The organism is Asprobacillus argus, from assembly GCF_032248395.1.
GTDB classification, from domain to species: Bacteria; Bacteroidota; Bacteroidia; order Flavobacteriales; family Flavobacteriaceae; genus Polaribacter; species Polaribacter argus.
Genome location: NZ_JAVTTO010000003.1, coordinates 455,702 through 482,244, shown reverse-complemented (window position 1 = coordinate 482,244; position 26,543 = coordinate 455,702). Strand labels below are relative to the sequence as shown.

Genomic DNA, 26,543 nt, shown 5'->3' with positions numbered 1-26,543 from the left:
ACTTAATCTTAACCCTAAATAAGATGGAAAAGAAAGCGATACTAAATTCATACCTGAGAATTCGTAAACTTATTGGTACATTAGGAATCGCACTTCCTGTTTTGGTGTACTTGTTTCATAAGGACCTTTTAGCATCGATAAGCCATTATTATTATACAGAATCAGCCGTTTTTTTTATTGCTATTCTTTCGGCGTTTGGATTTTTCCTGATCTCTTATCGAGGGTATGATAAGGACCCTAGTAGAGAGATGTTAAGTGATAACATCATCACAAATATTAGCGGGTTTGCAGTGTTGATCGTTGTGTTGATTCCAACGTCTTGCTCGGAAAGTGGCAGCGAGTTTATTACAAAAACAATATGCGACACGAGAAATTATCCCATGTTTGGGCACGACAAATCGCTATGGAATATAATACATTTGGTAAGTGCTGCGATCTTTCTATTTACTATGGGATGGATGTCGATCTATAGGTTTACTCGCACTACAAATAAAGAAGAGATGAAGTTTGAAAATGCTATTTATAAATGTTGCGGGTATGCTGTATGGATCTGTATTGCTATTTTATTGATACAATTTGTAGGGGAAAAATTTGGTGCAGATCTTCACGCAACGAAATACGATGTGTTCATTTTGGAAACGATATCCGTGGGCGCTTTTGGATTTTCATGGCTGATAAAAGGAAAGGCACTAGAAGATATTGTGGCGTTTAACAAAATGATGTTTGGTGCTAGAAAAAAGTAAATCCGATTCCAAGAGAAACACTATCTAGATTTCCGTTGTCAAATCCAGCTATTTTTTTTCGATGATACATAAACTGCAACACAGGTTTCCATTTACTCCCTGTATTCATTTGCCACCCCAATCCAAAATTATAATAATTCCCATCAGGATATTTAGGAGTTGGCCTCCACATTTTCCCCTGACCATATTCGGCAAAAAATGCATCATTGTCGTTTTCCCAAAGATTATATTTTACACTTATATACGTTGGAATCGCAGTGATCACATATTTATAATGATAATCATAACCTACATTAAAACTGACACCTATCCTTCTGTTAAATTGATAACCAAACCCTGTGCGTATCATAATAGCAGTAGGCACAAGTAGCGGTTGATCGTCATCTTCTATGGTGTAATCTTCATTAATGGCTAAGCTTAGATTAAAAGATCCTGTAAAAAAGGTAAACCCTTTTTTCTTTTCTTGTGAATTAATAGATTGAACAATAAAGAGAAGGGAGATCGCGAGTAATATATGTTTCATCAAAATGGTTTTCGGTACAAAACCAAAAACTATTCCATTTCTAAATTTTCAATAAAACTTTCTATGGATTGGGCATTAGAGACTTGGAAATCTCCAATTTTTGTTCTCCTTAATGCTGATAAATGGGCTCCAGAATTTAGAGCTACTCCAAAATCATTTGCTAAAGACCTAATATAAGTGCCTTTACTACACACGACTCTAAATGACACTTTAGGCATGTCAATTTCTGTGATTTCAAAAACGGGGATAGAAACTTCTCTCGATTTTATCTCAGTAGATTCCCCTTTCCTGGCGAGTTCATATAAACGCTTTCCATCCTTCTTTATAGCTGAGAAAATAGGCGGCTTTTGCTGAATGGTTCCAATAAATTGAGACGTTGCTTCATGGATCATTGTATTTGTGATATGATCTATAGGATAGTTCTGGTCTATATCAGTTTCTAAGTCAAAACTAGGAGTAGTAGCTCCTAAAGTAATACAACCTGTATATTCTTTGATCTGTCCCTGATACTCATGAATACTTTTAGTCTGTTTACCAGTACAAATAATTAATAAACCCGTTGCCAAGGGGTCTAATGTGCCCGCGTGCCCCACCTTAATTTTCTTAATGTCAAAGCGCTTTCGAATATGCCAACGTAGCTTATTAACTACTTGAAAAGAGGTCCAATGCAGAGGTTTATCAATTAATAAGACCTGACCGTTTTTATAATCTTCACCAGTCATAAATTAGATAGTCAATTTATAGACAAAGAAATGAATAATTAATAAGGAGATTCCAAAAATGATACGGTAGTATCCGAAAATTTTGAATCCTTTTTTGCTTAAATAATCAATAAATGATTTGATAGCAATTAACGCCACTACAAAGGCAATGACATTACCAATGATCAGGTAATTTACTTGTTCACTCGTAATTTCAAAACCTGCCTTAAAGTAATCATATCCTTTTTTTAAAGTAGCTCCTAACATGGTAGGAACTGCTAAAAAGAAGGAGAATTCAGCCGCTGTTTTTCTGTTGATTTTTTGAGTCATACCACCTACGATACTAGCTCCACTTCTGGATGTCCCAGGAATCATTGCTAAACACTGAAAAAAACCAATCTTTAACGCTGTCATGTAATTGATTTCTGTATGCGCGGTTGGATTCGCTTTATCAAACTCTTCATTAGCCTTAAACCAGTCATCAACCTTTAATAAGATAAAACCACCTATAATTAAAGATATAGCAACAGTCACTGGACTTTCTAAAAGGCTATCTATAACATCATTTAGCAACAGTCCAAGAACAACAGCAGGAATAAATGCAACCAATAATTTTAGGTAAAAATCAAAGCTTTGAAAGAAACGCTTCCAATAGAGTACTACCACAGATAAGATGGCTCCCAGTTGAATAACAATAGTGAAAAGTTTCGTAAAGTCATCACTTGCGATCCTCATAAAAGAAGAAGCAATGATCATATGTCCAGTAGAGGAAACAGGTAAATACTCTGTAATTCCTTCTATAACAGCTAAAATAATAGCTCCAATGATATCCATTTATTTTTTTGGATTTAGCATGATTGCATAAATTTCAATACCCAACCCAACAATTACTAAAGTGGGAGCTAAACGAATTCGTCTCCAACTGTAAATAGCTTCATTGAACACTTCTGGATCGTCACTTCCGCCACCGGCCATTAGGATAAAACCAATAGCAATTACAGCAATTCCGATGAACATGAAGAGGTAATTCTTTTTTCCAAAAAGGAACCTAGGTTTATTATTTTCTGTACTCATATTTTAGTAATATAATTCGTCTGTTTGTAGATTTAAAAAACGTTGCGTTGCAAAAAAAGTACTTAACCAAGTAATTAAGAATGCTGCAATAAGAACGCCTCCGCCCAAATAACTTAGGCTGATATAATCTTTTAGTAATGCGAGATCTGGAATTTGGTTGTTCAAATAATAAATCACGACTGAGAGTCCTATTAACGCAATAATAGCACCGAGGATTCCAAGTCGTAAACTTTGCCAAATAAACGGTTTACGTATAAATCGCTTTGTGGCGCCAACCATTTGCATGGTCTTAATATTAAAGCGCTTAGAATAGATGGAAAGCCTGATGGAACTATTGATTAAGATAATCGCAATTAACCCAAAAAAGCTACTTAAAGCCAATAACCAAAAACTAATCTTTTGAATGTTTTGTGTTAATAATTGGATCAGGGGCTTGTCATAAGAAACTTCAGAAACAAAAGCATTGTCCTCGAACTTTTTCTCTAGGGCTTCCATTTTTTCCGGAGTGACATAGGCTGCTTTTAAATAAATATCGATTCCGTTCTTTAATGGATTCGCACCAAGAAATTTTAAAAAGTCTTCACCAATTTCTTTACTATAGGCTTTTGCTGCTTCCTCTTTCGTGATATATACGATCTCTCGTGTAAAATCTTCTGCGATTAAAGATTCCCTTAATTTTTCAATATTGTCTTTAGTTAAGTCATCCTTTAAAAAAAGCGTCATGGCAACCTGCTCTTTAAACAGATTTGCAACTTTGGTCGACTTTAATAGTACTAAGCCTAATATTCCCACCATAAACAGTACTAAGGCAATACTGATAACTACAGAAATATAAGAAGATCTTAATCTGCGTTTTTGATAAGAATCAAATTTGGAAGACATAGTTTAGACTAGATTAATGCACGCAAGATACAAAAAATACAACGTCACTTTTCCATTTTAATTGGAAGTGAAATTGTTAAACTTTATGCAATTTCTTGACACAATTCTATTAAGACGCCATTGGTAGTTTTTGGATGTAAAAAAGCCACCAACTTGTTGTCTGCACCTTTTTTTGGAGTTTCGTTAAGCACGGTAAACCCTTCGCCTTTTAATCGGGCTATTTCTGAAAAAATATCATCTACCGCAAAAGCAATATGATGAATCCCTTCTCCTTTCTTTTCAATAAACTTTGCAATTGGACTATCAGGTTTGGTAGCTTCCAACAATTCTATTTTATTGGGTCCAGATTCAAAAAAAGATGTTTTAACACCTTCAGAAGCGACTTCTTCTATTTTGTAATGAGGTTTGTTGAAGAGTGAGGCAAACAACTTATTTGAATGTTCTAGATCTTTAACTGCGATACCAATGTGCTCTATTTTGTTCATAGGATTGTTTCTTATCGACAAAAATAACTAAATCTTTTAGTAAATATGAGTAAATTTGCCGCATGGAAGAAACAAATAGACAAAGGAAGATTGCCGGGGTATTGCAAAAGGATCTAGTAGACGTACTACAGAAGGCAGCTCAAGATGGAATGCAAGGAGTTATTATTTCTGTATCTAAAGTATCTGTTACTTCAGATCTTGGTGTTGCCAAAGTTTATTTGAGTGTTTTTCCTTCGGAAAAGAGGACTGCGATAATTGAAGGAGTGCAATCTAATACGCCATTAATTCGTCATGAAATGGCTAAAAGAACCAGGAATCAATTACGAAGAATGCCTGAGTTATTGTTTTTTGGTGACGACTCTCTAGACTATATCGAAAATATAGATAAATCATTGCGTGGAGAAGATGAAAATCCGATAGCAAATCCTGATATTTTACCCCGTCGTAAAAAGCAATAAGATTTTACTGCTAGCCAAGTAGAAAAACAATTTTAAATGGTATATTTCTGCTTTATCTATTTAGAAAATTGAATTTCTCATACTACATAGCGAAACGATACCTATTTACCAAGAATAGGAATAACGCAATTAATATTATAACGCTCATAGCGTCGTTTGGTGTTATCGTTGGAGCCTTGGCATTGTTCATTATTCTTTCAGGGTTTTCTGGGTTGAGAACGTTTAGTTATTCTTTATTGGATATTTCAGATCCTGATATTAAAATCTCTACAACCAAAGGAAAGACTTTTATGATCACCGATAGTCTGGAAAGTATTTTAGAGGAACAAGAAGATATCATTGCATATTCAAAAATTTTAGAGCAGCGCGTTTTTCTAACGTATAAGGAGAAGCCTCATATTGCCTATATAAAAGGAGTAGATCGAAATTATACAAATGTTACTCAGATAGATTCTGCCATCGTAGTTGGAGATTGGCTAGATTCTAGATATAAGAATACAGCTATATTGGGTAATGGGATCTCCTACAAACTTTCTTTAGGAATCATGAATTTTACCGAACCATTGGAAATCTATGTTCCTAAACCTGGTACTAAAATAGCAAATCCCGCAAATGCATTTCGCAAAGTAGAAGCTCAGATCACAGGAATTTATTCTGGCACTGAAGAGTTTGAGAATAAGTACGTTTTTGTGAACCTTCCCCTAGCTCAAGAATTGTTAAGATATGATACCAATCAAGTTTCGGGTATAGAAATAAAGCTCAGAGATAGTGAATATTCGGAGGCGTTTGCTTCAGCATTTCAAAAAACCTTGGGGAGTGGCTTTAAAGTAGAAACTAGAGCTCAGTTGAATGCGTTATTCTACAAAGTGATCAATACAGAAAATTTTGTGTCATATTTGATTTTCACGCTGATTGTTATTATTGCTTTGTTCAATGTGATTGGAGCTATTATTATGATGATCATAGATAAAAAACAGAATCTGAAGACATTATTTAATATGGGAGCTTCTTTAAAAGAGATCAAGAAAATATTTGTCCTTCAAGGTTTTTTATTAACGGTGATAGGGACTTTTATTGGTTTGAGCTTAGGAATTGTGATGGTGTTTATACAACAAAAGTATGAGCTATTTATGATTACACAGAATATAGCATATCCTGTAGAATTTAAATTAGAAAATTTTATTATTGTAGCACTCACCATCATAGCCCTCGGTTATCTAGCTGCAAAAATTGCTAGTAGTAGGATCTCTCAAAAATTTGTAGAGGAATAATACTCTTTTTTTGAGAAACCAAATTTTATCACAGTATTAAGAGAATTTTCAACGACCTTGTTAAGAATTCATAGGTTCTTACGTCTAATTTAAAAAACTAAAAATTAGTATCTTAGGGGTATGGGGAGTCTTAGAATTTTGGTGGTAGCTTTTCTTATGGCCTGTTCCGTGCATGCCCAAAAGGAAGCAAACTTCTGGTACTTTGGTACTTCTGGGTTAGATTTTAATAGCGGAACTCCCATATCACTTGGAAATTCAGCTATGCTTACACAAGAGGGAAGCGCTTCCATTTCGGATAGTTTTGGAAACTTATTATTCTATACAGATGGAGTTACCGTTTGGAACAGAAACCATGCAGTGATGTTAAATGGTACAGAGTTGCTCGGTGGGGATTCGTCAACGCAATCAGCCTTGATCGTCCCAAAACCAAACGATGCTAATATTTATTACATTTTTACTGTTGGAACCGAGGGAAGTAATGGGTTAAATTATTCTGAAGTAAACATGTCTTTAGATGGCGGTTTAGGAGGCATTACCAGTCTTAAAAATAGGATGCTAATCGATGACATCACAGAAAAACTGACTGCTGTTTTACATGAAAATGGAGAAGATGTTTGGGTAATAACCCATGATAAGCTAGATAATAACTTTCGTTCGTTTAGAGTAACTCCTTCTGGAGTAAGTAACATCGGAATAACAAGTCCGGTTGGAAGTACAATTGCATTTGGAGGAACTTTCTCGGTAGGGAGTATTAAAGTATCTCCGGATGGAAGTAAATTAGTGATGTGTACAGAGACAAATGCAGAATTGTTCGATTTCAATATTTCAGATGGAACAGTAACGAATGGGATAGTTTTAAATACGAGAGGTTTTAACTATGGGGCAGAATTTTCTCCCTCAAGTAGCTTATTATATATTTCTGAAGATGAAAGGGGAATCTATCAATACGACATAAGTGCTTCAGACATACCATCTTCAGGAATGAATGTTTTTACGCCAACAGGTTCTCAATCTGTTTGGCAAATGCAATTAGGTCCGGATGACAAAATATATGTAGCTCGTTTAAGTGATTATCTAGGAGTCATAAATAGTCCTGAAGAAAGAGGAACTGCTTGTAATTATATACATGATGGTTTGTCACTTGGTTTGAGGGAGTCTCGTTTAGGGTTACCTGATTTTATTGCAAGACCTAATGCCTTGACTACATTTGAAAGCCAAAATTACTGCGCAGGGAGTCCAACTGATTTTTTATTATCTAATGAACCAGACTCCGTAGTTTGGGATTTTGGAGATCCATCTTCTGGAACTGACAATACTTCTACCTTACTGGAACCTTCGCATATATACAATACACCAGGTCTGTATACGGTAAGTGTTAATGCTGTTTTTGGCGCCAGTACCTATACGGAGGAAAATGTTATTAGGATTCATGAAAAACCAAATTTTGAAATACTTGGGGAGGGAACTATTTGTAAATTAGATGAATTCACACAAAGCATATCTATTCAACATTTTGGTGCTGATTACACTTTTACATGGTTAGATGCGAATGATGTTGTTATTGGAAATGATATTGATATCTCGGAGTTAGATTCAGGGGCTTATAAAGTATTTGCTACGGCTTCTTCAGGATGTACTTCGGATATAAAACCAGTGACTATTGTAGGATCTACCATTAGTGAAATTACAAGAGATCATATTGAAATAATTGACAATTCGGATAGTAATACGATTCGTGTTCGATTGGATAATATACGCGGAGTGGACTACGAATTTCAATTGTTGGATGGGAACTTTAACGTTATTGCCGATTATCAAAGTAACGCCAACTTCACGAATTTAGAAGTAGGGATTTATCTGTTAAATATTAGAGACAAAGCAGGTTGTGGAAATCGTTCTTTTGAATTATCCTTATTAAATTTTCCTGATTTCTTTACGCCTAATGGAGATGGAGTGAATGATTATTGGGGTATTGGAGGCCTGGAACGAGCGTATTACCAAGATGCTAGTGTTGCCATATTTAGTAGATACGGGAAACCACTAGGAAAATTTACGTTACAAGATATCGGTTGGAATGGAATGTATGCGGGTAGTGCCCTACCATCAAATGATTATTGGTATGAAGTTCGTCTTATAGAACAAGATGGTACTGTTAGAAAAGTGCGAGGTCATTTTAGTTTGTTGCGGAAATAACTATCCAATCTTTGGAATCAATGCATCTCCAAATTTTTGTTCAACCTCATCAAAAGTAGCAAACACATCTTTAGGATCATCTGAAGTTACCATTTTTAAGCGATACTCTTTAAAATGCGGAATGCCTTTAAAATAGTTAGTATAATGCCTCCTTGTTTCTACCACACCTAAATGTTCTCCCTTCCAGTCAATAGACATTTGCAGGTGACGCCTAGCCATTTCGGTGCGTTGTGCTATAGTTGGTTTTGCTAAATGTTCTCCCGTTTTAAAATAGTGCTTTACCTCATTAAAGAACCAAGGATACCCAATAGAAGCGCGACCAATCATAGCTCCATCCAGACCATACTTGTCTCGCATTTCCATGGCCCTTTCTGGGCTTGTGATGTCTCCATTTCCGAATACGGGAATGTGCATTCTTTGATTGTTTTTCACTTCGGAAATTGGTCCCCAATCTGCATCACCTTTATACATTTGAGCCCTAGTTCTTCCATGTATAGCAATGGCTTTACATCCAACATCTTGCAATCTTTCGGCAACCTCTACAATGCGAATGGAATCATGGTCCCACCCTAAACGTGTTTTTACAGTAATAGGAAGATTGGTATGCTTTACCATGGCTTCCGTCAATTTTACCATAAGATCAATATCTTTTAGAATACCGGCACCTGCTCCCTTAGAAACTACTTTTTTTACAGGACAGCCAAAGTTGATATCGATAATATCTGGATTTGTTTTTTCTACTATCTCTACAGAACGCAGCATAGAATCCAAATTGGCTCCAAAGATCTGAATACCAACCGGACGTTCTTTTTCATAGATATCTAATTTCATCACGCTTTTTGCTGCATCACGAATTAAGCCTTCCGAAGAAATGAATTCGGTATATACCACGTCCGCTCCGTTTTCTTTGCATAATGCTCTAAAAGGAGGGTCCGAAACATCTTCCATTGGCGCTAGCAATAATGGAAAATCAGGTAACTCTATGTGATCTATTTTTACCAAAGGCTTAAATTTTTGACAAAAATAACAAATAGCAAGCGGTATCTATATATTCCTGCATGGAATTTACTTATTTTGCAATCAATGGATACATTTATTAGTTATATAAAGACCTATATTTCTTTGTCAGCGGAAGCTGAAAATACGATAAAGGAATTGGCTAAAGCCATAGTATTTCCAAAAGGAACGATGTTAGCTGAAGAAGGCAAAACATCACGACATTTATATTATATGGAGTCTGGTACGGTAAGAACGTATCTATACCAGAAAGGGAAGGATATCACCCATTGGATATATCCTGAAGGAGGAATGATTACTTCATGGCATAGTTATCTCTTAAAAAAACCATCAACTGAATACATAGAGGTAACGGAAGAATCAAAGTTGATTTCATTGTCTTATGATGATTGGCAGGAACTGTATTTAAAACATCCTGAACTAGAAAGATTTGTACGACTAATGTTGGAAGAGCAAATTGCGGCCATTGACGAGTTTTACAAAGGATATTATTTCTTATCGGCTAAAGAGAAATACGAATTATTGATTGCGGTTTTTCCTAGTATAACGCAGCGGGCAAATTTGGGACATATCGCTTCGATGTTGGGAATAACCCAAGAAACATTGAGTAGGATAAGAGGTAAATAAAAAAGGCTTTCCATGTAGAAAGCCCTTCTCAAATAATTATATGATCTATTGTTAGAATACACGTACGATATTAAATCCGAAAAAGATATGGCCATCTCCCCAGTTTCCTTCAGCATTACTTAAAAAACCTGGTTCGTTAGTAGATTGCGCATTCGAAAAAAGTAATTGGAATACATGACCTCCGGTTTCGATGTCTACACCAATAGTAAGAGGATCACTAAATAATGAATTACTATCTCTATTAAAATTATAAGCATAATCCATATTAATGCTCATTCGTTTGCTCACTTTTATTCTCCCTCCTAATCCCATGGCAAACTGATTATGATTATTGGCACCAGTCAGATTTATATTTTGAAGATTTTGACGAATATATGATGGCGCAATTAAAAATGAAAAATTCTTAGAAAACCTTCTTGAAATTAGTAATTGCGTAGCATAACTCATTCGATCTCCAGATTTTAAGAAAGGGTATTGGGTTTCACTTAGTTGAGTATTTCTATTAGCAGTTCCGTACGCAACAAAATTGAATGGCATGTTGTCGCTCTGTTTGGCCAATCGTACTTTTAAAGAGGCAGCATATGTTTGTCCAAGTGACTCTCTGCTGATTCCCATTTGAACACCTTCCCAAAAACCGTATACCAGTTGAATCTTTGTGTTTGCATCATCAAACCCAAAGAAGGTTTTAAGTCCGTTTTGCAAGGTTCCGAATCGATGGGAAACGTATAAGTATAAATCTCCTTTATCTGCTACTTTAGTAGATTGCAGGTTTCCAATCTTCATTGCTTTAAAAGCAGGAAGTTCGAATTGGGTTTCTTTTTTTGTTTCACTATCAAGTTCATCCAACAGATCATCTTGAGCTTGTATGGAGGTAAATGATAAAATTGAAAAAGCGATGAGTAAAAAATATTTTTTTGGCATGGTTGATTTAATTATTGAATGATACATTGATCTAGTTTTAATTCTTCAAGCAGGTCGTCATAACCTATAACACGACCTTTTAATGTAATTTCTGATCCTACATTTAAAAGTGAGGAATCGACATCATCTCTAAACTGACAGTAGATCTGGTTACTAAGTGTAATTCCTTTGTCATCTTTGCTTGTGATTTTACCCATTAATGACACTACTTTATTTTCCCAAACGGTAGCATCTTCCTTCACTTTAGCCATAAAACTATCAGAAGTGCCTGAAAAATCAACAGCTTTAGATTCAATCTTCGCAGGAGGTCTCATAGCGTAGAGATATACCGCAGCAGCGGTAAGTATCCCCATAACTAATATGAACAATATAATTTTACTTCTTTTCGACAAGTTCATAATCTAGTGTGATGTTAATTTTTTCAGCGATTTTATTACTCACTATGCTTGGAATTTTAATTCCAAAGTCTTCTGGAGCTACCGAAAAAGATGAAGTTAGTTTGATTGTATTATTAGAGGTGCTTATTTTAATTGTAGTTTGGATATCTTTTTTAATACCTCGTACAGTGAGCGAGCCTGTTAATGAGTATTCCTTGTTTGGATCTATGGATTGTTGATCAAAATCTTTGATCTTTCCTCTGAAAACTGCTTTAGGAAATTTATCAGAGTCCATATAATTTTCATTAAAATGTTCTTGCATTAACGCAACTCTGAACTGAAAAGCATTGATAAAAAGCTGAGCAGCAATATCGCCTGATCCAGCTTTTAGAATTGCAGTGGTACTGCTGTTCTTTGCTTCTACAGGTTCAAATGCTTCTACAGAAGCTTTGAATTCAGTCATGCCTGTTCTAGTAAAGTATGTTTGTGCTACAACAGTTTGAGCAGTAATAAGGACGAATAAGAATAGTAGTTTTTTCATAATATATTAGTTTTCTAGAAAGCCATCGTCTCTCCATTTATCTATAATTGCTCTAGTCTGAGCAGGCAATATTCCCGCAGGAGGCATTGGATTTAAAGCGTTATTCATTCTTGCAATAAGGTTTCCATTTTCGGCAGCGTTCTTTACTTGTAAATACGTAGTCAAACTTAAACCAGCGTTAGGATTGACGGCACCGTGACAGGTAACACAGTTATTGTCAATAACAGGTTTTACATCTGCCGTATAAGTAATAGTCGTAAGAATCGGATCTGGATCTTCCTCTAAAGGAATTTCAGCAGTGGTACATGATGACATGATGAGTCCGATAACTAGAAGCGCATAAAGGTGTTTTTTCATTGTGATGTTTTTAAGTTTTCAAACAAATCGAGATCCTTAATTTACAAGTTTCTAAATAACTGTGCAAGAATCGATTTGATAGGACAAACTAAATACAAAACCTCATTTGAAAGCAACAAAACTTTCATAAAGCGGAAAAAACAGCTTTAAAAAGGAAAAATATTTAGTTGTGTTACGTTGGTTTTTGTAACCAAACGCTCTGTGCCCTAACAAATCTAACAATTAATTTTGAATGTTAATATTGGTTATAGATATGGTCTTGTGTTCTTCATTTCCAATGGTAATTAGTGTACTTCTAGAACTAAAATCTCCTTGACTTGGGCCAAAACTATTATCCTTGTCGGCAACAATAGTTACATAATAATTGCCCGGATGTAAGTACGAATAAAAGAACCGATCTTCTCCAGCGCTTAAAGCGGGGAAATGTAGAATGGTTTCATAGGCATCTGCATCCGTAGTGAAAAAACCATTAGTGTCTGTCAATGGTTTTTTGGATAAATAGCATAGCAGTACATCTCCTGTAATTTGAGTATTTCTGTCCATGTTTATAGTTAAAGACCCTAACCTTGGGTGATCCAATATTGTAAAAGGATCTCCTGACTGCGTTGCCAAAGTATATACATCGTTATTATTGGCTTGCGCTAAAAACGTGGCCGAAACAGGACGTGTTTCTCCTGAGGTTATGTAAAGATTATCTGTTATAAATCCGTTTGAAAAATCCCAGGCTGCAATGTTTTGAGGAAACCCAACTTCGTTTGCAGCACTTTGAGAAAGTTCAAGATCTCTTTTTTTGGCTTTAAAGGTCATATGACGTGTAGGAAGTGTCCTTAAGCCTAAATTACTAGTATAAGCATTAAAGTACAAGCTATCATTTTTAAACTTTAACTCGAAGAACATAATGCCTTTACCTCCAATGGCATCTACAAATCGGAAGTACTTTTCATTACTCGCAATTTGACTAATACTGTCCATTACAAAATAGCTACTTCTGTAAATACCGTTTAGTAGTCCGCCGTTTCTTGCTATGATAGTCCTAGTGTTTTTATAGTCAGTAACAAAAAAAGAAGTTAGGAGATTCCCTGCTGTACCGCCTTCGTGAATTCCATGAATGTGTGATGGAGAAATAGCTCTGTAATCAAAAGCAAACCACGGATAATCATCCGTAATAACCCTGTTCATTCCAGTCCAATGCCCTTGCATTTTTTCTAGAAAGTCAAACCCATCTTGTGTAATATCTATTGGTTTTACCTCAGTAACGTTTGTAGGTGAACCATTGGTATTTCCGCCTGTAATATCTCTTATACCATCTTCACAACTTATAATAGAAGTGACGAAAATTAGTATGAATAATTTTTTAGTAATGTTCATTGTAATTTGTTTTTTTAATCCAAAATTCTTTTAATGGGTTGTTTCTTATGTAGGAGGTGACTTCTAAAGTATCTTTTCCAATAAGTTTCAAGGTGATTCCTTTTTTAGAAATAGTGGCTCCCGAAATAGCATCTATGTAGAGGTCCCCCTTTTTTTCTAGTTGATGAAGAAAAACATCTTTTTTGGTGCCGGTTTCTCTGTAGATATAGGTGTCATCGTTGTAGTATAGTATCTTTCCGACCATTTTATCATTTTGATCCTCTATGGAATATATTGCTTTATAAAAAGGACTTTTTACTTCCCATATTCCGGCAAGTTCTTTAGGAGAGTTAGAGCATGAAATGAGTGCTAACAACAGTAAATAGAAAATAAGTTTTTTCATTGGTATTAGTATTGATTGTGCAAAGATGAGCGCTTCATCAATCTTTTTTTTTGACTTATGTCAAAAATGAAAAATGAGCGCATGGATAATTTTAAAAAAATGATAACTTTAGAAAAATTATAGGCATGACTAGCAACATTAAATGGAGAACAATTGTAGCACTGATTCTGGTTTATATTGCCGTTTTTATGAATTGGGAATGGATGTGGGGTGTTTTATTCTTCTATTGGGTTATTCCAGATATATTTTCAGGAGTAACTTATTTTGTGGAACCTATTTATAAAAAAGAAACTTCAAATTTATACTGGGTCATTATTTTAAGCTGGATATTGATGGCATTCTATTCTTTATCAACCTTATTCATAGATTATAATCATTTCTATGGATGATTTTGATATATATCAAAAGAGAGTTTAGGAAAGTTTAAGAGTTTTGTACTATAAAATAGAAAGATGAGTAGAGTAAGATTAGTAATATACAGTATTGTTATTGTTTCGGTTGTTGTGTGGTTTCCACATTGGGCAAGTAGTAACTTTAGCCTCGAGGTGTTGGATTCGGATTGGGTGGCTTACCTCTTTTATATATTTAATGATTTAAGCCTAGGTTATATTATTGTTCCATTTTTTAGTATTGAACTAATCCGATATGTTGTTTTGAAAAGGTTGAACAAAGATCTAATTCTGGACTCGATAGCTAACGTGATCACTTTTTTCCTTTTTATAGGAATAGAGTACGTACTAGGAATTTTATTAGTCATTAAGTTGTATACGTATGCTTCTTATTATGCTATTTTACCTGAACTTCTTATCAACTGGGTAACTATTGCAAGTTGCATTCTTTTAGCAGATTTTTTATACTACTGGGAACATAGGTTAATGCACAGGATTGGAATTGGATGGGCTACACATACCGTGCACCATAGTTCGCCACACTTTAATATGTCTGTGGCTTATAGATTTGGACCTTTGGACTCTGTTTTTCCGTTATTTTTTTCCATTCCTGCTGTACTCTTAGGTTTTAACCCTTTTTTGTTATTGGCCTGTGAGGTCTTTGTACAAGTTTTTCAAACACTATTGCATACTGAGGTTGTAGGGAAATTTCCCAAAGTGTTTGAATATATCTTTAATACGCCTTCGCATCATAGAGTGCATCACGGATCGAACAGACAGTATTGGGATAAAAACTATGGAGGTATCTTGATCGTATGGGATCGAATATTGGGAACTTTTGAGCCAGAAAAAGAGAAAGTAGTATATGGAATTTCGGAACCGTTGAATAGCGTAAATCCATTTAAGGTCTTTTTACATGGATTGAGTAGATTAAGGGCGAAGATGGGTAAAGTAAAAGGAATTAAAAATAAATTATTGGTATTGGTAAAACCGCCGGATTGGTTGCCAAAAGAACCTATTCAAAGATAGACGTAAATGATTCAGAATAAATTTATTTGGGCAGACCTATCTAGTTACAAACCAAAGAAAATAAGATCTTTCTACGAGACCGTTTTTGATTGGAGTTATTATGATGCTGAAGGATATCTTACGGCATATGTAGGTAATATAGCTACATCAGGATTATACGAGACACCTGAAAAATTTAAGAGAATAAAAATGCCTTCTTTTTGGATGTCCTACATCCAGGTGGAAAGTGTTGAGGAAATAGTGAAGAAGGCGAAACATTTAGGGGGGATTGTAGAATTAGTGGATATGAATAACCCTATTAGAGCAGTTGCTTTGATAAGAGATACACAAGGTGCAGGCTTTACTGTCTATGAAGGAACGTATCTAGATGCCCGCACGACCTCAGTAGAGAACAGTTTGATCTTTAATGAACTGCATGTCTCAAATGTGCAAAAAGCCGTAGAGTTTTATGAAGATTTATTTAATTGGAGGTGTATGTGGACAAATGAAACTCAGGTGGAAGTATTCTGTAAATCTTCAATGGAGAAGCTGGCAACGATATCACAGGTAGATAATTTTTTTAAAGGAAAACATCAATATTGGGTGTGTACATTTGGAGTTCGGAATATTCGAGAAACCACAGTTAAGATTAAACAATGTGGCGGCTACGTTATTTTTGATGAAGGCAATAAAGTAATGTGTTCAGATGGGTCAGAAGCTTTTTTTTATGTTCAGGAGATATAATATTATTTTTTCTTTAACTTAAAATAAACGGTCAGATCTATAAACCTACCAACTCGATCTTTCACCAAATCGGGAATTTTAATATTAAAATCTTTTGGATTCATGGTAAATGTAGCCATAAGCCATAATTCTCCATTCTTTTTTTTTGAAATGAAACTTGTTGTTTCTGCTTTTTTTTGAATCCCCTTTATCGTTAGTTCTCCACTTATTTTAAATTCTTTCCTAGTTCCGATTTCAGGGTCAAAATCATGTATTTTTCCTTTAAAGGTTGCTTTTGGGTAGATGTCAGATTCCATTACCTCATCATTAAAACTACTCTCTAATATGACTCTGTTAAATTGAAAGGCCTTTACAAAGATTATTGCAGAAAGGTCTCCGTTTTTAGCATCTAATACTACACTTGTACTCCAGTTATAGATCTTTATAGAATCATAAAGGTTTACCGAAGCCATTAATTCAGTAACTCCCGTTCTTGTATAGTATTGTTGAGCCAGCGCTTGAAATGAAGTGATGAAACAGAGTATAAGCACTATTTTTTTCATGAAAGAATTTACTAAAATTGAATTTCAGCCTTCACTTTTTTACCTTTTCTATTCACAATGGCTTTGGTTTTATCTCCTTTATCAAAGATAGAAAGTGCTCTCATATAACTCATCATATCTATCACGGCACTATCTCCTAATTGAATAACAATATCTCCTTTTTGTAATCCGGCTTTCTGAGCAGGTTTTCCTTCAGAAACACCATCGATACGCATTCCTTTTCCGTCAAATAAATAATCAGGAATAACGCCTAAACCAACTTTGAACCTCGGTGTATTATCACTTTCGTTCTTTGTTTTTCTGAATGCTAACTTTCCATTATCGTCTAGATCTCCAATTATTTTAAAAATATATTCAGAAATTTGTTTCATACCAGCATAGTTTAACTTTTCTGAATCGTCACTAGGCTTATGGTAATCCTCGTGCTGGCCCGTAAAGAAATGTAAAACTGGGATGTCTGCAAGGTAAAAACTAGTATGATCACTTGGGCCCACTCCAGATTCTTTTTGAATCAACTTAAAGGCGGTGTTATGTGCTTTTAATACTTGCTTAAACATTGGTGAGGTGCCAGTTCCATAAACAGCTAACGTGCTATCTTTTTTCAATTTACCTACCATATCCATATTGATCATATAACTAACTTTCTTAGTGTCTATAGTTGGATTCTTAACAAAATAGTTGGATCCTAGTAAGCCCATTTCTTCTCCTGAAAAAGCCATGAACAGATAGTTGTTATTCGTGTTCGTTTCTTTGATTTTTCTTGCTAGATCCAGCATCACAGCTACACCACTTGCATTGTCATCCGCTCCATTATGTACAGCTTTAATAGAATCCCTATATAAGGATCCATCTCCTCCGTATCCTAAATGATCATAATGTGCACCTATAATAATTGTGTTGGCAGCTTGATTATCTATAAAACCTATAACATTGTTTCCAGTGATAGTTCCGTCCTTGTTTTCTGTGAATTTCACCTTCTCATGTGGATTTGTTTTTGGAGTAAACGAGAATGGTTGTAAATAATCCTTCGTTCCTTTTGGTTTTAATCCAAGAGTTTTAAACCTTTCCGAGATATAAGCAGCAGCTTCAAGTTCTCCTTTAGTTCCAGTTTGCCTTCCTTCTAATTTGTCATCAGCTAAAAACTGAACGTCTTCTTTTATGGTAGTATTTCTTATTTCTGTTTGACAGGAGATCAAGCTCAGTAAAAAGATGCTAAATAGAATGTGTCTCATGGGATTAAATGTTATTTTTGCTCAAAATTAATCATTAAATATTATTTATCACTCATATGAAAATCAGAATTTTAAGTCTTTTAGTTATTGCTGTTTTTTGCTTTTCCTGTAAAAATGATGCGCCAAAGAAAGTAAAGAAAGAAGTAGAGTTGGTAGCTGGGAAAGATTCATTGATCTATCCTGAAGAGGTTCATTTTAAGAGTATTAAACAGATTACATTTGGAGGCGATAACGCAGAGGCCTACTGGAGCTTTGATGATAAACAACTGATCTTTCAATCGAATAATAAAAACTGGAATGTTGGCTGTGATCAGATGTTTTTGATGAATGCTGATGAAACTTTTAAAGACAAAATTCCTCCAATGATCAGTACAGGTAAAGGCAGAACAACGTGTGCTTATTTTTTACCTGACAATAAACATATTATTTACGCCTCAACACATCTTAAGCAGAATGAATGCCCAGATGCTCCATTGCGAAAGAATGGAAAATATGTATGGCCTATTTATGATAGTTATGACATTTTTGTAGCAGATCTAGAAGGTAATATTGTAAAACAATTGACAAACGAAATAGGATATGATGCAGAGCCAACGGTGTCTCCAAAAGGAGATAAGATTGTATTTACCTCTACAAGGTCAGGTGATCTGGAATTATATACCATGAATATAGATGGAACGGATGTGAAACAAATCACCAATCAATTAGGATATGATGGAGGAGCTTTCTTTTCGCCAGATGGTACTCAGTTGATCTTCCGTTCTTCAAGACCTAAGACAGACAAAGAGATCAAAGCATATAAAGATTTATTAGCGCAAGGATTGGTAGAGCCAACGGACATGGAATTATACATCTGTAATGCAGATGGATCTAATTTACGACAGCTAACGGATCTTGGAAATGCAAACTGGAGTCCATTTTTTCACCCTTCGGGAAAGAAAGTATTATTCTCATCAAACTTTGAAGCCGAAAGAGGGTTCCCTTTTAATTTATATATGATAGATGTCGATGGTAAAAATTTAAAAAGGATTACACATGGTGAAACGTTTGATGCGTTTCCGGTGTTTTCTAATGATGGAAAAAAATTGGTCTTCTCATCTAACAGAAATAATGGAGGAGGAAGAGATACGAATCTTTTTATAGCCGAGTGGCAGGAGTAACCGTCATGGTTATTTTTATTTGCGCAAGCCCTTAATTAACGTATCTTTGCGGACTATTTTAGAATATCAAATGTAACAAATGAAGAATATTAGAAACTTTTGTATTATCGCGCATATCGATCATGGTAAAAGTACATTGGCAGATAGATTGTTAGATTATACGGGTTCTGTAACTGATAGAGAAAAGCAAAATCAGTTATTAGATAATATGGATTTGGAACGTGAACGCGGAATTACCATCAAATCACATGCTATCCAAATGGAATATACATTTGAAGGACAAGAATATATTCTAAACTTAATTGATACTCCAGGCCACGTAGATTTTTCATATGAAGTATCTCGTTCTATTGCTGCTTGTGAAGGAGCACTGTTAATTGTTGATGCTGCACAAAGTATTCAAGCCCAGACCATTTCAAATTTATATTTGGCATTAGAGAATGATCTAGAGATTATTCCAATTTTAAACAAGGTGGATTTGCCTTCTGCAAACCCCGAAGAAGTAACGGATGATATTGTAGATTTATTAGGTTGCGATGCAGAAGAGGTGATTCATGCTAGTGGGAAAACAGGATTCGGAGTTGATAATATCTTACAAGCTATTATAGAGAGAATTCCTGCTCCAGAAGGAGATCCAGAAGCGCCATTACAAGCCTTAATCTTTGACTCAGTGTATAATTCCTATAGAGGTATTGAAACCTATTTTAGAATTATGAATGGGGAGATTAAGAAAGGGCAGCGCATTAAGTTTATGGCAACCAATAATGAGTATTTCGCGGATGAAGTAGGTACGTTGAAATTAAATCAGGTTGTAAAACAATCGGTAAAAACAGGTGATGTAGGGTATTTAATTACTGGAATTAAAACAGCTAAGGAGGTAAAAGTTGGAGATACTATTACAGATGCTGCAAAACCAACAACCGAAATTATTGATGGTTTTGAGGATGTGAAACCAATGGTTTTTGCAGGTATCTACCCCGTAGATACAGAAGATTATGAAGAATTGCGCTATTCCATGGAAAAACTGCAACTGAATGATGCTTCGCTAGTATTTGTGCCAGAAAGTTCTGCGGCATTAGGATTTGGTTTTCGTTGTGGATTCTTAGGGATGCTGCATATGGAGATTATTCAAGAGCGTTTAGAACGTGAATTTAATATGACTGTGATTACTACCGTTCCAAACGTTTCCTATCACGCTTATACTAAAAAGAACCCTGAAGAAATTGTATTATTAAACAACCCATCAGATTTGCCAGAACCGTCAAAACTAGATAGAGTAGAAGAGCCTTATATCAAAGCATCTATTATTACAAAATCAGATTTTGTTGGTCAAGTCATGAGCTTGTGTATAGAAAAGCGAGGAGAGATTACAAACCAAACATATTTAACTACGGAACGAGTAGAACTAACTTTTGATATGCCTTTGGCGGAAATTGTATTCGATTTTTATGATCGATTAAAGACAGTTTCTAAAGGATATGCTTCTTTCGATTACAGTCCGATTGGAATGAAATCATCTAAATTAGTGCGTGTAGATATTCTATTAAATGGACAACCTGTGGATGCCCTTTCTGCGTTACTACATGCTGACAATGCATATCACATTGGGAAAAAGATTGTTGAAAAGTTGAAGGAGTTAATTCCTAGACAACAATTTGATATTCCAATTCAAGCGGCAATCGGTGCAAAAATTATTGCCAGGGAGACCACGAAAGCATTGCGTAAGGATGTAACCGCTAAGTGTTATGGTGGAGATATTTCTAGAAAGCGTAAACTGTTAGAGAAACAGAAAAAAGGTAAAAAGAGAATGCGCCAGGTGGGTAATGTAGAAATCCCACAAGAAGCATTTATGGCTGTGTTAAAGCTCAATGATTAATACTGCTTTTTTAGTACTTTCTTTTTAGGAACTTCTTTCTTTTTTTCATTTCCAGGAAACACTAATGTGGTGCTAGAGAAACTAGTGCCAAAAGTTACATGAGCACTATATACTTGACTCACCGCATCTTTTACTTGTGCTTCGGAAAGTTCCTTTAAAGGATGAATAAAAACGGACCATAAAACATCTTCAGCAATAGCGTATTTAACGTCCAATGCAGAATGAAAGTTAGCCACTAAAGCAGCACTTTTTAATTTTTCATCTAAGCGATTAGCCTCTGTAATTGGTGAGATGATACGCATTCGATTGTGCTTGGTGTCTGTAATACACATAAATAACACTTCTTTAATTTTGAACTGCCAGCGCCCGTTATCGCCCTGAATGGAATCACTAACACTGGTTAAAATGGTACCAAGTTTTTCGGCAGTCATTTGCTGAGAGTAAGTAGCTTGAAAGCTAAATAGAAAAACGAAAAGTAAAAATGCTTTTTTCATAAATATCAAATAAGATGTTTATGGTTTAGACGAAAGAAAACACAAAGAATAACAAAACAAAGTGAACTACTGTTCTAACCATTTTCTAAAATCAGAGGTTGTAGCAGAACTGGTCATTAATTTTTCCTTGCTTCCAGTCATACTTATGAGTAACCTGTTTTTAAAATGATTTTCTATATTCTCAATAAAATCAATATTCACGATCTCACTTCTATTGATTCTAAAAAATTTTTGAGGATGTAACTGCTCATGAATAGTCCCTAGATTTTGAGAGATGGCATGCCTCTTTCCATGCTTATCTGTGGCAAGGCAGAAGTCTCCAGAGGCAATAATACTACTAATATCGATCGTATTTAAAAGTTGAATTCCTTTCGCTTTTTTTATAACAAACCGATTCTTGTAATGCTGGTGCTCTTCTTTTAAGGCTGATCGCAACGCGTGGATCGTGTTCGTATTTAGGGTATCGTAATTTCCTTGTCTAAACAGTGATTGGTATTTTTCAATGGCCTTATCAAAATCATTTTGAGAGTACGGTTTTAAAATATAGGCAATGCCATTCGTGTTGAAAGCTTGAAAGAGATACTCATCGTGTGCTGAACAAAAGATTATTGGAGTGTCGGTTGCAATAGTATCAAAAAGGTCAAATGAAATCCCATCTAATAATTGAATGTCAGATAAGATAAAATCGTACGTATTTTTCTTTAAAAGTTTTCCTCCTTCGGCATTGGACCTTGCCCAATCATGCGTATAGGTTTCATTAAAAGCAGTATCAATACAATTGATCAATTTTTGATATGCGGGAATTTCGTCTTCTAAAATTAAAATATGCATGACCTTAGTTATCGCTTATTAATTTAATAATAGGAATTGAGATAGTAAATGTTGCTTCAGAACTTTCAACTTCAATTTCTTTATCGGATAGCAACTGATATCTTATCTTTAAGTTTTCCAATCCTGTTCCAAATGACTCTTCTGTAGATATAATTTCTGACCTCGTATTACTTACAGTTAATCTTTTCTCGTTAATCCTAATGCTAGCATTTATTGTCGTGTTGTTTTGTGGTTTATTGTGTTTGACCACATTTTCTAATAATGCTTGGATAGCTCCCGTTGGAATAAATTTTCCATCTACAGAAGTATTTTTAATGATTTCAAAATCATAATCATTTTCAAACCTCGTTTTAATTAAGAAGATGTAATTCTCGGCAAAGTTTAATTCTTCGGAAAGCTCCATAACCTCAGAATCTTTGGTTTGAATAAGGTATCGATATATCAGTGATAGTCGGTTAATGTACTCTTTGGCTTTTGCCGAATCTCTATCAATAAGAGAATCGAGTGTGTTCAAATTATTGAATAAAAAATGAGGATCTAACTGCGAACGTAGCAATTTTAGTTCATTCTCTTTTTGTTGCTCTTTTGTTTTAGAAAGTAATACTTGACCCTCATAGAATTTTTTAGTTAATAACACACCCAAAGGAAAAGCCACTAATTCTGAACCAACATTTAAGTAGGTCAAGAATAGGTTAAAGCCTTTTGGAAATTTGGACCAATCATTATTTCCTGTCCAAAAACCAGAAGTATATTTAATCGCCCCGGTGATTAATAAAGACAGCACTCCGTAAATGATAAAATGAAAATACTTTTTCTTTTGAACAATGTATTTTGGAATTAGCCAAAAGGTAAAAAAATAGATGAGTGCTAAAGAGAGAATAACTTCTGCAGGAATATCAATTAAATACTCTAACAAAACATACTTATTTATGTAGTAATCATAAATTTCAAGGCTTACGGATACTCCAAAAAAAGCAGCAAGCAAGAGAATGTCAGATTTGTTGAGTTTACTGTTCATTATTCTGTTCTAAATATAGGACTAATTATTATCTTGAATCCTGTTTTCTTCATCTCTTGAAGAATTCCTACGTGTCTTTTTCTTTCCAAATCGAGAACCAAAACTATACACTAAACGCAATTGAATATTCTGTCTAGAACCATTACTATGCACATTTGCATTTCCATTTCCATAGTCTATCGTTCCCACAAAACCTCTATTCAACATCTTGTTAAATCCAAGATTTGCCTTTAATTTATTGTCCATGAATTTCTTGCTGAATGAGAAATCTAATTGAGCCAGCCAATCTACGTCTATTTGACCTTCTAAAGCTCCGGTTCCATAGTTTCCGCTTAATTCAAAATCAATTCCCCAAGGTAGTTCATAACTCGCTTGAATAAACCAGAATAAGTTCCATTTGTCTAGATTAACGTTAAATGTTGACGACTGAAAATCAGTATGTGTTACAATAAATCCGGTATATCCATCTACTCCTTTAATAAAACTTAATGGGCCAAATAATCTAAAGTTCCAGTTAGCATTATTCTCTACATTTACTTCTCGTTGTCTTATTTGAGCAGTAGTGTTATCTTGCTGAATTAGATCGAAAATAACATCATCAGTTTTACTATATCCAACTGTAAAAAAAGGTTGGCCTTCATAGGTCAAATTGAATTGAAAATTATTTGTAAAAGAGGGTTTTAGATTAGGATTCCCTTCACCAGCTGAAAAAGGATCTAAGAAAGTGGCGAAAGAATTTAGACTGCTGTATGATGGTCTTTGAATACGATAGCTATACGATAAGCTTGCTCCTAAACTTTCTGTAAGTTTCTTACTTATAGAAGCGCTTGGAAATATTTTTTGAATTGGCCTTTTTTGTACTTCACTAACTAAAGATCCATTTTGCATAAATGTAGAAGTTCCATTGGTATTAGAATCTTCATAACGTAACCCTCCCGAGAAAGACCATTTTCCATAGGTGGCGTTTATTTTGGAGTATACCGCGAAAATAGTTTCATTAATTACAAATCGACTACTTTCATCAACATCCAAATCAAATCCACCTGTATTATTTTCAAGTAAGGATTGAAGATCATTATCCGTATCTACATCCGCATACCTGGTTCCAAAGCTTAACTTCAGATTTTCTGAAAAGGTTTTAGAATAATCTGCCCTATATGTTTTGATATTATATTTTCCATCTTGAATATATCTTCTATCTGTAAAAGCTACAGTACTTCCAGGAAGATCGTACAAAGTGTTAGTATTATCATTGGTAAAATCGACGTAATTAAAATCTACCACTAACTTATCTGTATCTGTTTTATATTCATAGTATGGGTTAATATTAAAGTTCGTTCGATCTCTGTCAAAACTGTTTTCAGAAAGCAGTACATCTGAATTAGTAGCATCAGAAATAATAGTACGACTACTAGCAATTCTATCCGACTTTCTTGAATTCCATCTTCCTCCAAGACCTATAGAATGTTTGTCATTTAGATAATAATCTAGATTACCTCGCCATGTAAAGTTACTTGGATCGTAGGGCTCTTTTGTTACCTGATCGTATGTTTCGCTTCCTACGGAACGTACCAAAAACAGATCGTCTCTCCAAGTTGGTTTTGAATGATTGATACTCGTTTGCCAGTTTAATTTGTTTTTGTAACTAGCGATAGAAAATCCTGTTCCATACTCAAAACCCTCATCTTCACCTACCCAAACATTTGCACTTCCATGCGTTCCCAGACGAACATTTTTCTTTAGAATGATATTAATGATTGCTCCAGACCCAGAAGCTTCATATTCTGCTCCAGGTTGTTCTACTACTTCTATTTTAGAAATATTGTCAGCAGGAAAATCACGTAATAGGGTTTGTACATCCATATATTCAGTTGTCTTCCCATTGATTAGGATTCGAACCCCTCTATTACCAGCAATAGAAATGCCATTATTAGTAACCAAAACTCCAGGTACTTTTCGCATTACATCTTGCAAACTGGTGTTGATCATTTCTGATTTTTCCAGATCTACCACTAATTTTTCAGCGGTTTGTTTAATTACGGGGCGTTTGCTTTTTACGACAACCTCATTCAATGTTTGGCTCTCTTCTTTTAATGTAACATTGAGTTTTTTATTTGAGTTTAATTGAAATTCTTCGATTTTTTTAGTTTCGAAACCGAGCATAGAAATTTCAACTTTATAGCTACCACTGACAAGGTTGGCGAAACTGTAGTTTCCCTGATCGTCAGAAACAGTTCCTTTTGGGGTGTTATCTTCGCCGATCTTATATAAGACAATGTTGGCGTATGATAAGACATTGTTGTCTGTGTCTACAATCTTTCCAGAAATAGTATGTTGAGATTGCATTGAGAATATTCCTGCAAATAATAGTAGTGTAAGAATCAGGTTGGTTTTCATGGTACGTTGTTTTATGGTGTAAAAGTTTCTATTTATAATGTGGTTTACAATCAAATTCTGATGAACCGGGTTAAAATTTGGTTGAATAGATAGTCTATGTCCATAAAAAAAGACGCTTTCAAAACTGAAAGCGTCTCCTGAGTAGTACTATTTTTTTGTTAATCGCGACCGCCTAATACTTGTAAGCCCCAATACAATAACATTGCCAAAGAGCCTAAAGCCGAAACTAAATATGTTCTAGCCGCCCATTTTAATGCATCCTTAGAACCTGCGTATTCTTGTTGCGATACCATGTTCTTGTTTTGCAACCACGCCAAGGCTCTATTGCTAGCATCATACTCTACAGGAAGTGTTATAAAACTAAATAACGTTGCCAGTGCCATCATACCTAATCCGATAATGGCAATGATAAACCCGATCCCTGTATTGCTAGAGGCAGCTCCTAAAACCAAACCTCCAATAACAAGCCATTGTGATAAACCTGAGGAAACACTAACTACGGGGACTAATTTAGAACGCATAGTTAGCCACTCGTATGCTTGCGCATGTTGTACTGCATGACCAACTTCGTGTGCAGCAACCGCCGCGGCTGCGGCATTACGTTGATTATATACAGCTTCACTAAGGTTTACCGTTTTATTTTTTGGGTTATAATGATCCGTAAGTTTACCTGGAGTTGAAATAACCTTGACATCGTAAATACCGTGATCTGCCAACATCTTTTCGGCAATTTGAGCTCCGCTCATACCATTCCTCAAATGGATTTGAGAATATTTTTTGAACTTATTTTTCAATGTATTGCTCACTAACCAACTTACTAAAGCTATGGCACCAATGAGTATATAAAATTCCATCATCATAATCTATATTTTTAAAATTGTCTTTCTATTTTTGTTTGATACATTTACAACACAAATTATTCCATTTTAGTA

The 26,543-nt window shown here is 34.9% G+C and carries 30 protein-coding genes; 10 read left to right on the top strand and 20 right to left on the bottom strand.

Annotated features, from left to right (window positions below):
* The first annotated feature begins 23 nt into the window (after positions 1–23).
* Positions 24–743, top strand: a complete 720-nt coding sequence (locus tag RQM59_RS09605) for a hypothetical protein (RefSeq protein ID WP_349241893.1) — start codon at positions 24–26, stop codon at positions 741–743.
* Here the strand turns inward: RQM59_RS09605 and RQM59_RS09600 are convergent.
* From RQM59_RS09600 to mce, 6 genes are all read right to left on the bottom strand, one after another.
* Positions 730–1,266 (bottom strand): hypothetical protein, encoded by a 537-nt coding sequence (locus tag RQM59_RS09600; RefSeq protein ID WP_349241892.1) that lies wholly within the window; start codon positions 1,264–1,266, stop codon positions 730–732. The two genes, RQM59_RS09605 and RQM59_RS09600, sit on opposite strands and share 14 nt — an antisense overlap.
* A 29-nt stretch (positions 1,267–1,295) precedes the next feature.
* Positions 1,296–1,988 carry a tRNA pseudouridine(55) synthase TruB gene (truB, locus tag RQM59_RS09595; RefSeq protein WP_349241891.1) on the bottom strand — a complete coding sequence of 231 codons (693 nt, stop codon included), beginning with the start codon at positions 1,986–1,988 and terminating at the stop codon, positions 1,296–1,298.
* A gap of 3 nt (positions 1,989–1,991) precedes the next feature.
* Entirely contained in the window at positions 1,992–2,801 is an 810-nt protein-coding gene (locus RQM59_RS09590; protein WP_349241890.1) for an undecaprenyl-diphosphate phosphatase, read from the bottom strand.
* Positions 2,802–3,041 carry a DUF3098 domain-containing protein gene (locus tag RQM59_RS09585; protein ID WP_349241889.1) on the bottom strand — a complete coding sequence of 80 codons (240 nt, stop codon included), beginning with the start codon at positions 3,039–3,041 and terminating at the stop codon, positions 2,802–2,804.
* Between the two features lie 3 nt (positions 3,042–3,044).
* The gene (locus tag RQM59_RS09580; protein ID WP_349241888.1) at positions 3,045–3,923 is read right to left on the bottom strand and encodes a cell division protein FtsX; all 879 of its coding nucleotides are present in this window, start codon (positions 3,921–3,923) and stop codon (positions 3,045–3,047) included.
* Positions 3,924–4,006: 83 nt separating this feature from the next.
* Complete coding sequence (gene mce / locus RQM59_RS09575) at positions 4,007–4,408, bottom strand: methylmalonyl-CoA epimerase (RefSeq protein WP_349241887.1); 402 nt, start codon at positions 4,406–4,408, stop codon at positions 4,007–4,009.
* Between the two features lie 62 nt (positions 4,409–4,470).
* On the opposite strand from mce, the gene rbfA reads away from it, so the two are divergent.
* From rbfA to RQM59_RS09560, 3 genes are all read left to right on the top strand, one after another.
* On the top strand, positions 4,471–4,866 hold the full coding sequence (rbfA, locus tag RQM59_RS09570) for a 30S ribosome-binding factor RbfA (RefSeq protein ID WP_349241886.1): 396 nt from the start codon (positions 4,471–4,473) through the stop codon (positions 4,864–4,866).
* A gap of 68 nt (positions 4,867–4,934) precedes the next feature.
* Entirely contained in the window at positions 4,935–6,137 is a 1,203-nt protein-coding gene (locus RQM59_RS09565; protein ID WP_349241885.1) for an ABC transporter permease, read from the top strand.
* A gap of 120 nt (positions 6,138–6,257) precedes the next feature.
* Positions 6,258–8,330: a T9SS type B sorting domain-containing protein gene (locus tag RQM59_RS09560; RefSeq protein WP_349241884.1), complete on the top strand. Its 2,073-nt coding sequence runs from the start codon at positions 6,258–6,260 to the stop codon at positions 8,328–8,330.
* Here RQM59_RS09560 and dusB read toward each other — a convergent pair whose 3' ends face one another.
* Positions 8,331–9,332, bottom strand: a complete 1,002-nt coding sequence (gene dusB / locus RQM59_RS09555) for a tRNA dihydrouridine synthase DusB (protein WP_349241883.1) — start codon at positions 9,330–9,332, stop codon at positions 8,331–8,333. It abuts the gene before it with no gap.
* Positions 9,333–9,413: 81 nt separating this feature from the next.
* Here dusB and RQM59_RS09550 point away from each other — a divergent pair, with 81 nt between their 5' ends.
* Entirely contained in the window at positions 9,414–9,974 is a 561-nt protein-coding gene (locus tag RQM59_RS09550; protein WP_349241882.1) for a Crp/Fnr family transcriptional regulator, read from the top strand.
* Between the two features lie 51 nt (positions 9,975–10,025).
* Here RQM59_RS09550 and RQM59_RS09545 read toward each other — a convergent pair whose 3' ends face one another.
* From RQM59_RS09545 to RQM59_RS09520, 6 genes are all read right to left on the bottom strand, one after another.
* The gene (locus RQM59_RS09545) at positions 10,026–10,922 is read right to left on the bottom strand and encodes a DUF5777 family beta-barrel protein (protein ID WP_349241881.1); all 897 of its coding nucleotides are present in this window, start codon (positions 10,920–10,922) and stop codon (positions 10,026–10,028) included.
* The gene (locus RQM59_RS09540) at positions 10,907–11,248 is read right to left on the bottom strand and encodes a hypothetical protein (RefSeq protein WP_349241880.1); all 342 of its coding nucleotides are present in this window, start codon (positions 11,246–11,248) and stop codon (positions 10,907–10,909) included. Before RQM59_RS09540 ends, RQM59_RS09545 begins: the two co-directional genes overlap by 16 nt.
* 22 nt (positions 11,249–11,270) lie before the next feature.
* Complete coding sequence (locus tag RQM59_RS09535) at positions 11,271–11,813, bottom strand: YceI family protein (protein WP_349241879.1); 543 nt, start codon at positions 11,811–11,813, stop codon at positions 11,271–11,273.
* Positions 11,814–11,819: 6 nt separating this feature from the next.
* Positions 11,820–12,170, bottom strand: coding sequence for a c-type cytochrome domain-containing protein (locus RQM59_RS09530; RefSeq protein WP_349241878.1), 351 nt, complete (start codon positions 12,168–12,170; stop codon positions 11,820–11,822).
* A 222-nt stretch (positions 12,171–12,392) separates the two neighbouring features.
* The gene (locus RQM59_RS09525; RefSeq protein WP_349241877.1) at positions 12,393–13,538 is read right to left on the bottom strand and encodes a hypothetical protein; all 1,146 of its coding nucleotides are present in this window, start codon (positions 13,536–13,538) and stop codon (positions 12,393–12,395) included.
* On the bottom strand, positions 13,525–13,920 hold the full coding sequence (locus tag RQM59_RS09520) for a hypothetical protein (RefSeq protein ID WP_349241876.1): 396 nt from the start codon (positions 13,918–13,920) through the stop codon (positions 13,525–13,527). Before RQM59_RS09520 ends, RQM59_RS09525 begins: the two co-directional genes overlap by 14 nt.
* A gap of 125 nt (positions 13,921–14,045) precedes the next feature.
* On the opposite strand from RQM59_RS09520, the gene RQM59_RS09515 reads away from it, so the two are divergent.
* The 3 genes from RQM59_RS09515 to RQM59_RS09505 all read left to right on the top strand — a co-directional run bounded on the left by RQM59_RS09515 (position 14,046) and on the right by RQM59_RS09505 (position 16,061).
* Positions 14,046–14,309: a hypothetical protein gene (locus RQM59_RS09515; RefSeq protein ID WP_349241875.1), complete on the top strand. Its 264-nt coding sequence runs from the start codon at positions 14,046–14,048 to the stop codon at positions 14,307–14,309.
* A gap of 63 nt (positions 14,310–14,372) precedes the next feature.
* A complete protein-coding gene (locus RQM59_RS09510; protein WP_349241874.1) occupies positions 14,373–15,338 on the top strand; it encodes a sterol desaturase family protein in 966 nt (321 codons plus the stop codon).
* 6 nt (positions 15,339–15,344) lie between these two features.
* Positions 15,345–16,061, top strand: coding sequence for a VOC family protein (locus tag RQM59_RS09505; protein WP_349241873.1), 717 nt, complete (start codon positions 15,345–15,347; stop codon positions 16,059–16,061).
* 2 nt (positions 16,062–16,063) lie between these two features.
* On the opposite strand, the gene RQM59_RS09500 is transcribed toward RQM59_RS09505, so the two are convergent.
* Complete coding sequence (locus tag RQM59_RS09500) at positions 16,064–16,603, bottom strand: YceI family protein (protein ID WP_349241872.1); 540 nt, start codon at positions 16,601–16,603, stop codon at positions 16,064–16,066.
* Positions 16,604–16,614: 11 nt separating this feature from the next.
* The gene (locus RQM59_RS09495) at positions 16,615–17,835 is read right to left on the bottom strand and encodes a M20/M25/M40 family metallo-hydrolase (protein WP_349241871.1); all 1,221 of its coding nucleotides are present in this window, start codon (positions 17,833–17,835) and stop codon (positions 16,615–16,617) included.
* A 56-nt stretch (positions 17,836–17,891) separates the two neighbouring features.
* On the opposite strand from RQM59_RS09495, the gene RQM59_RS09490 reads away from it, so the two are divergent.
* Positions 17,892–18,995, top strand: a complete 1,104-nt coding sequence (locus RQM59_RS09490; protein ID WP_349241870.1) for a TolB family protein — start codon at positions 17,892–17,894, stop codon at positions 18,993–18,995.
* 79 nt (positions 18,996–19,074) lie between these two features.
* Positions 19,075–20,871, top strand: a complete 1,797-nt coding sequence (lepA, locus tag RQM59_RS09485) for a translation elongation factor 4 (protein ID WP_349241869.1) — start codon at positions 19,075–19,077, stop codon at positions 20,869–20,871.
* Here lepA and RQM59_RS09480 read toward each other — a convergent pair.
* The 5 genes from RQM59_RS09480 to RQM59_RS09460 all read right to left on the bottom strand — a co-directional run bounded on the left by RQM59_RS09480 (position 20,868) and on the right by RQM59_RS09460 (position 26,468).
* A complete protein-coding gene (locus RQM59_RS09480) occupies positions 20,868–21,365 on the bottom strand; it encodes a hypothetical protein (RefSeq protein ID WP_349241868.1) in 498 nt (165 codons plus the stop codon). The two genes, lepA and RQM59_RS09480, sit on opposite strands and share 4 nt — an antisense overlap.
* Positions 21,366–21,431: 66 nt before the next feature.
* Entirely contained in the window at positions 21,432–22,196 is a 765-nt protein-coding gene (locus RQM59_RS09475; protein ID WP_349241867.1) for a LytR/AlgR family response regulator transcription factor, read from the bottom strand.
* A 4-nt stretch (positions 22,197–22,200) separates the two neighbouring features.
* Positions 22,201–23,214: a sensor histidine kinase gene (locus RQM59_RS09470; protein WP_349241866.1), complete on the bottom strand. Its 1,014-nt coding sequence runs from the start codon at positions 23,212–23,214 to the stop codon at positions 22,201–22,203.
* 21 nt (positions 23,215–23,235) lie between these two features.
* On the bottom strand, positions 23,236–25,611 hold the full coding sequence (locus RQM59_RS09465; RefSeq protein WP_349241865.1) for a TonB-dependent receptor: 2,376 nt from the start codon (positions 25,609–25,611) through the stop codon (positions 23,236–23,238).
* A gap of 158 nt (positions 25,612–25,769) precedes the next feature.
* A complete protein-coding gene (locus RQM59_RS09460) occupies positions 25,770–26,468 on the bottom strand; it encodes a zinc metallopeptidase (RefSeq protein WP_349242001.1) in 699 nt (232 codons plus the stop codon).
* Between the last annotated feature and the right edge of the window lie 75 nt (positions 26,469–26,543).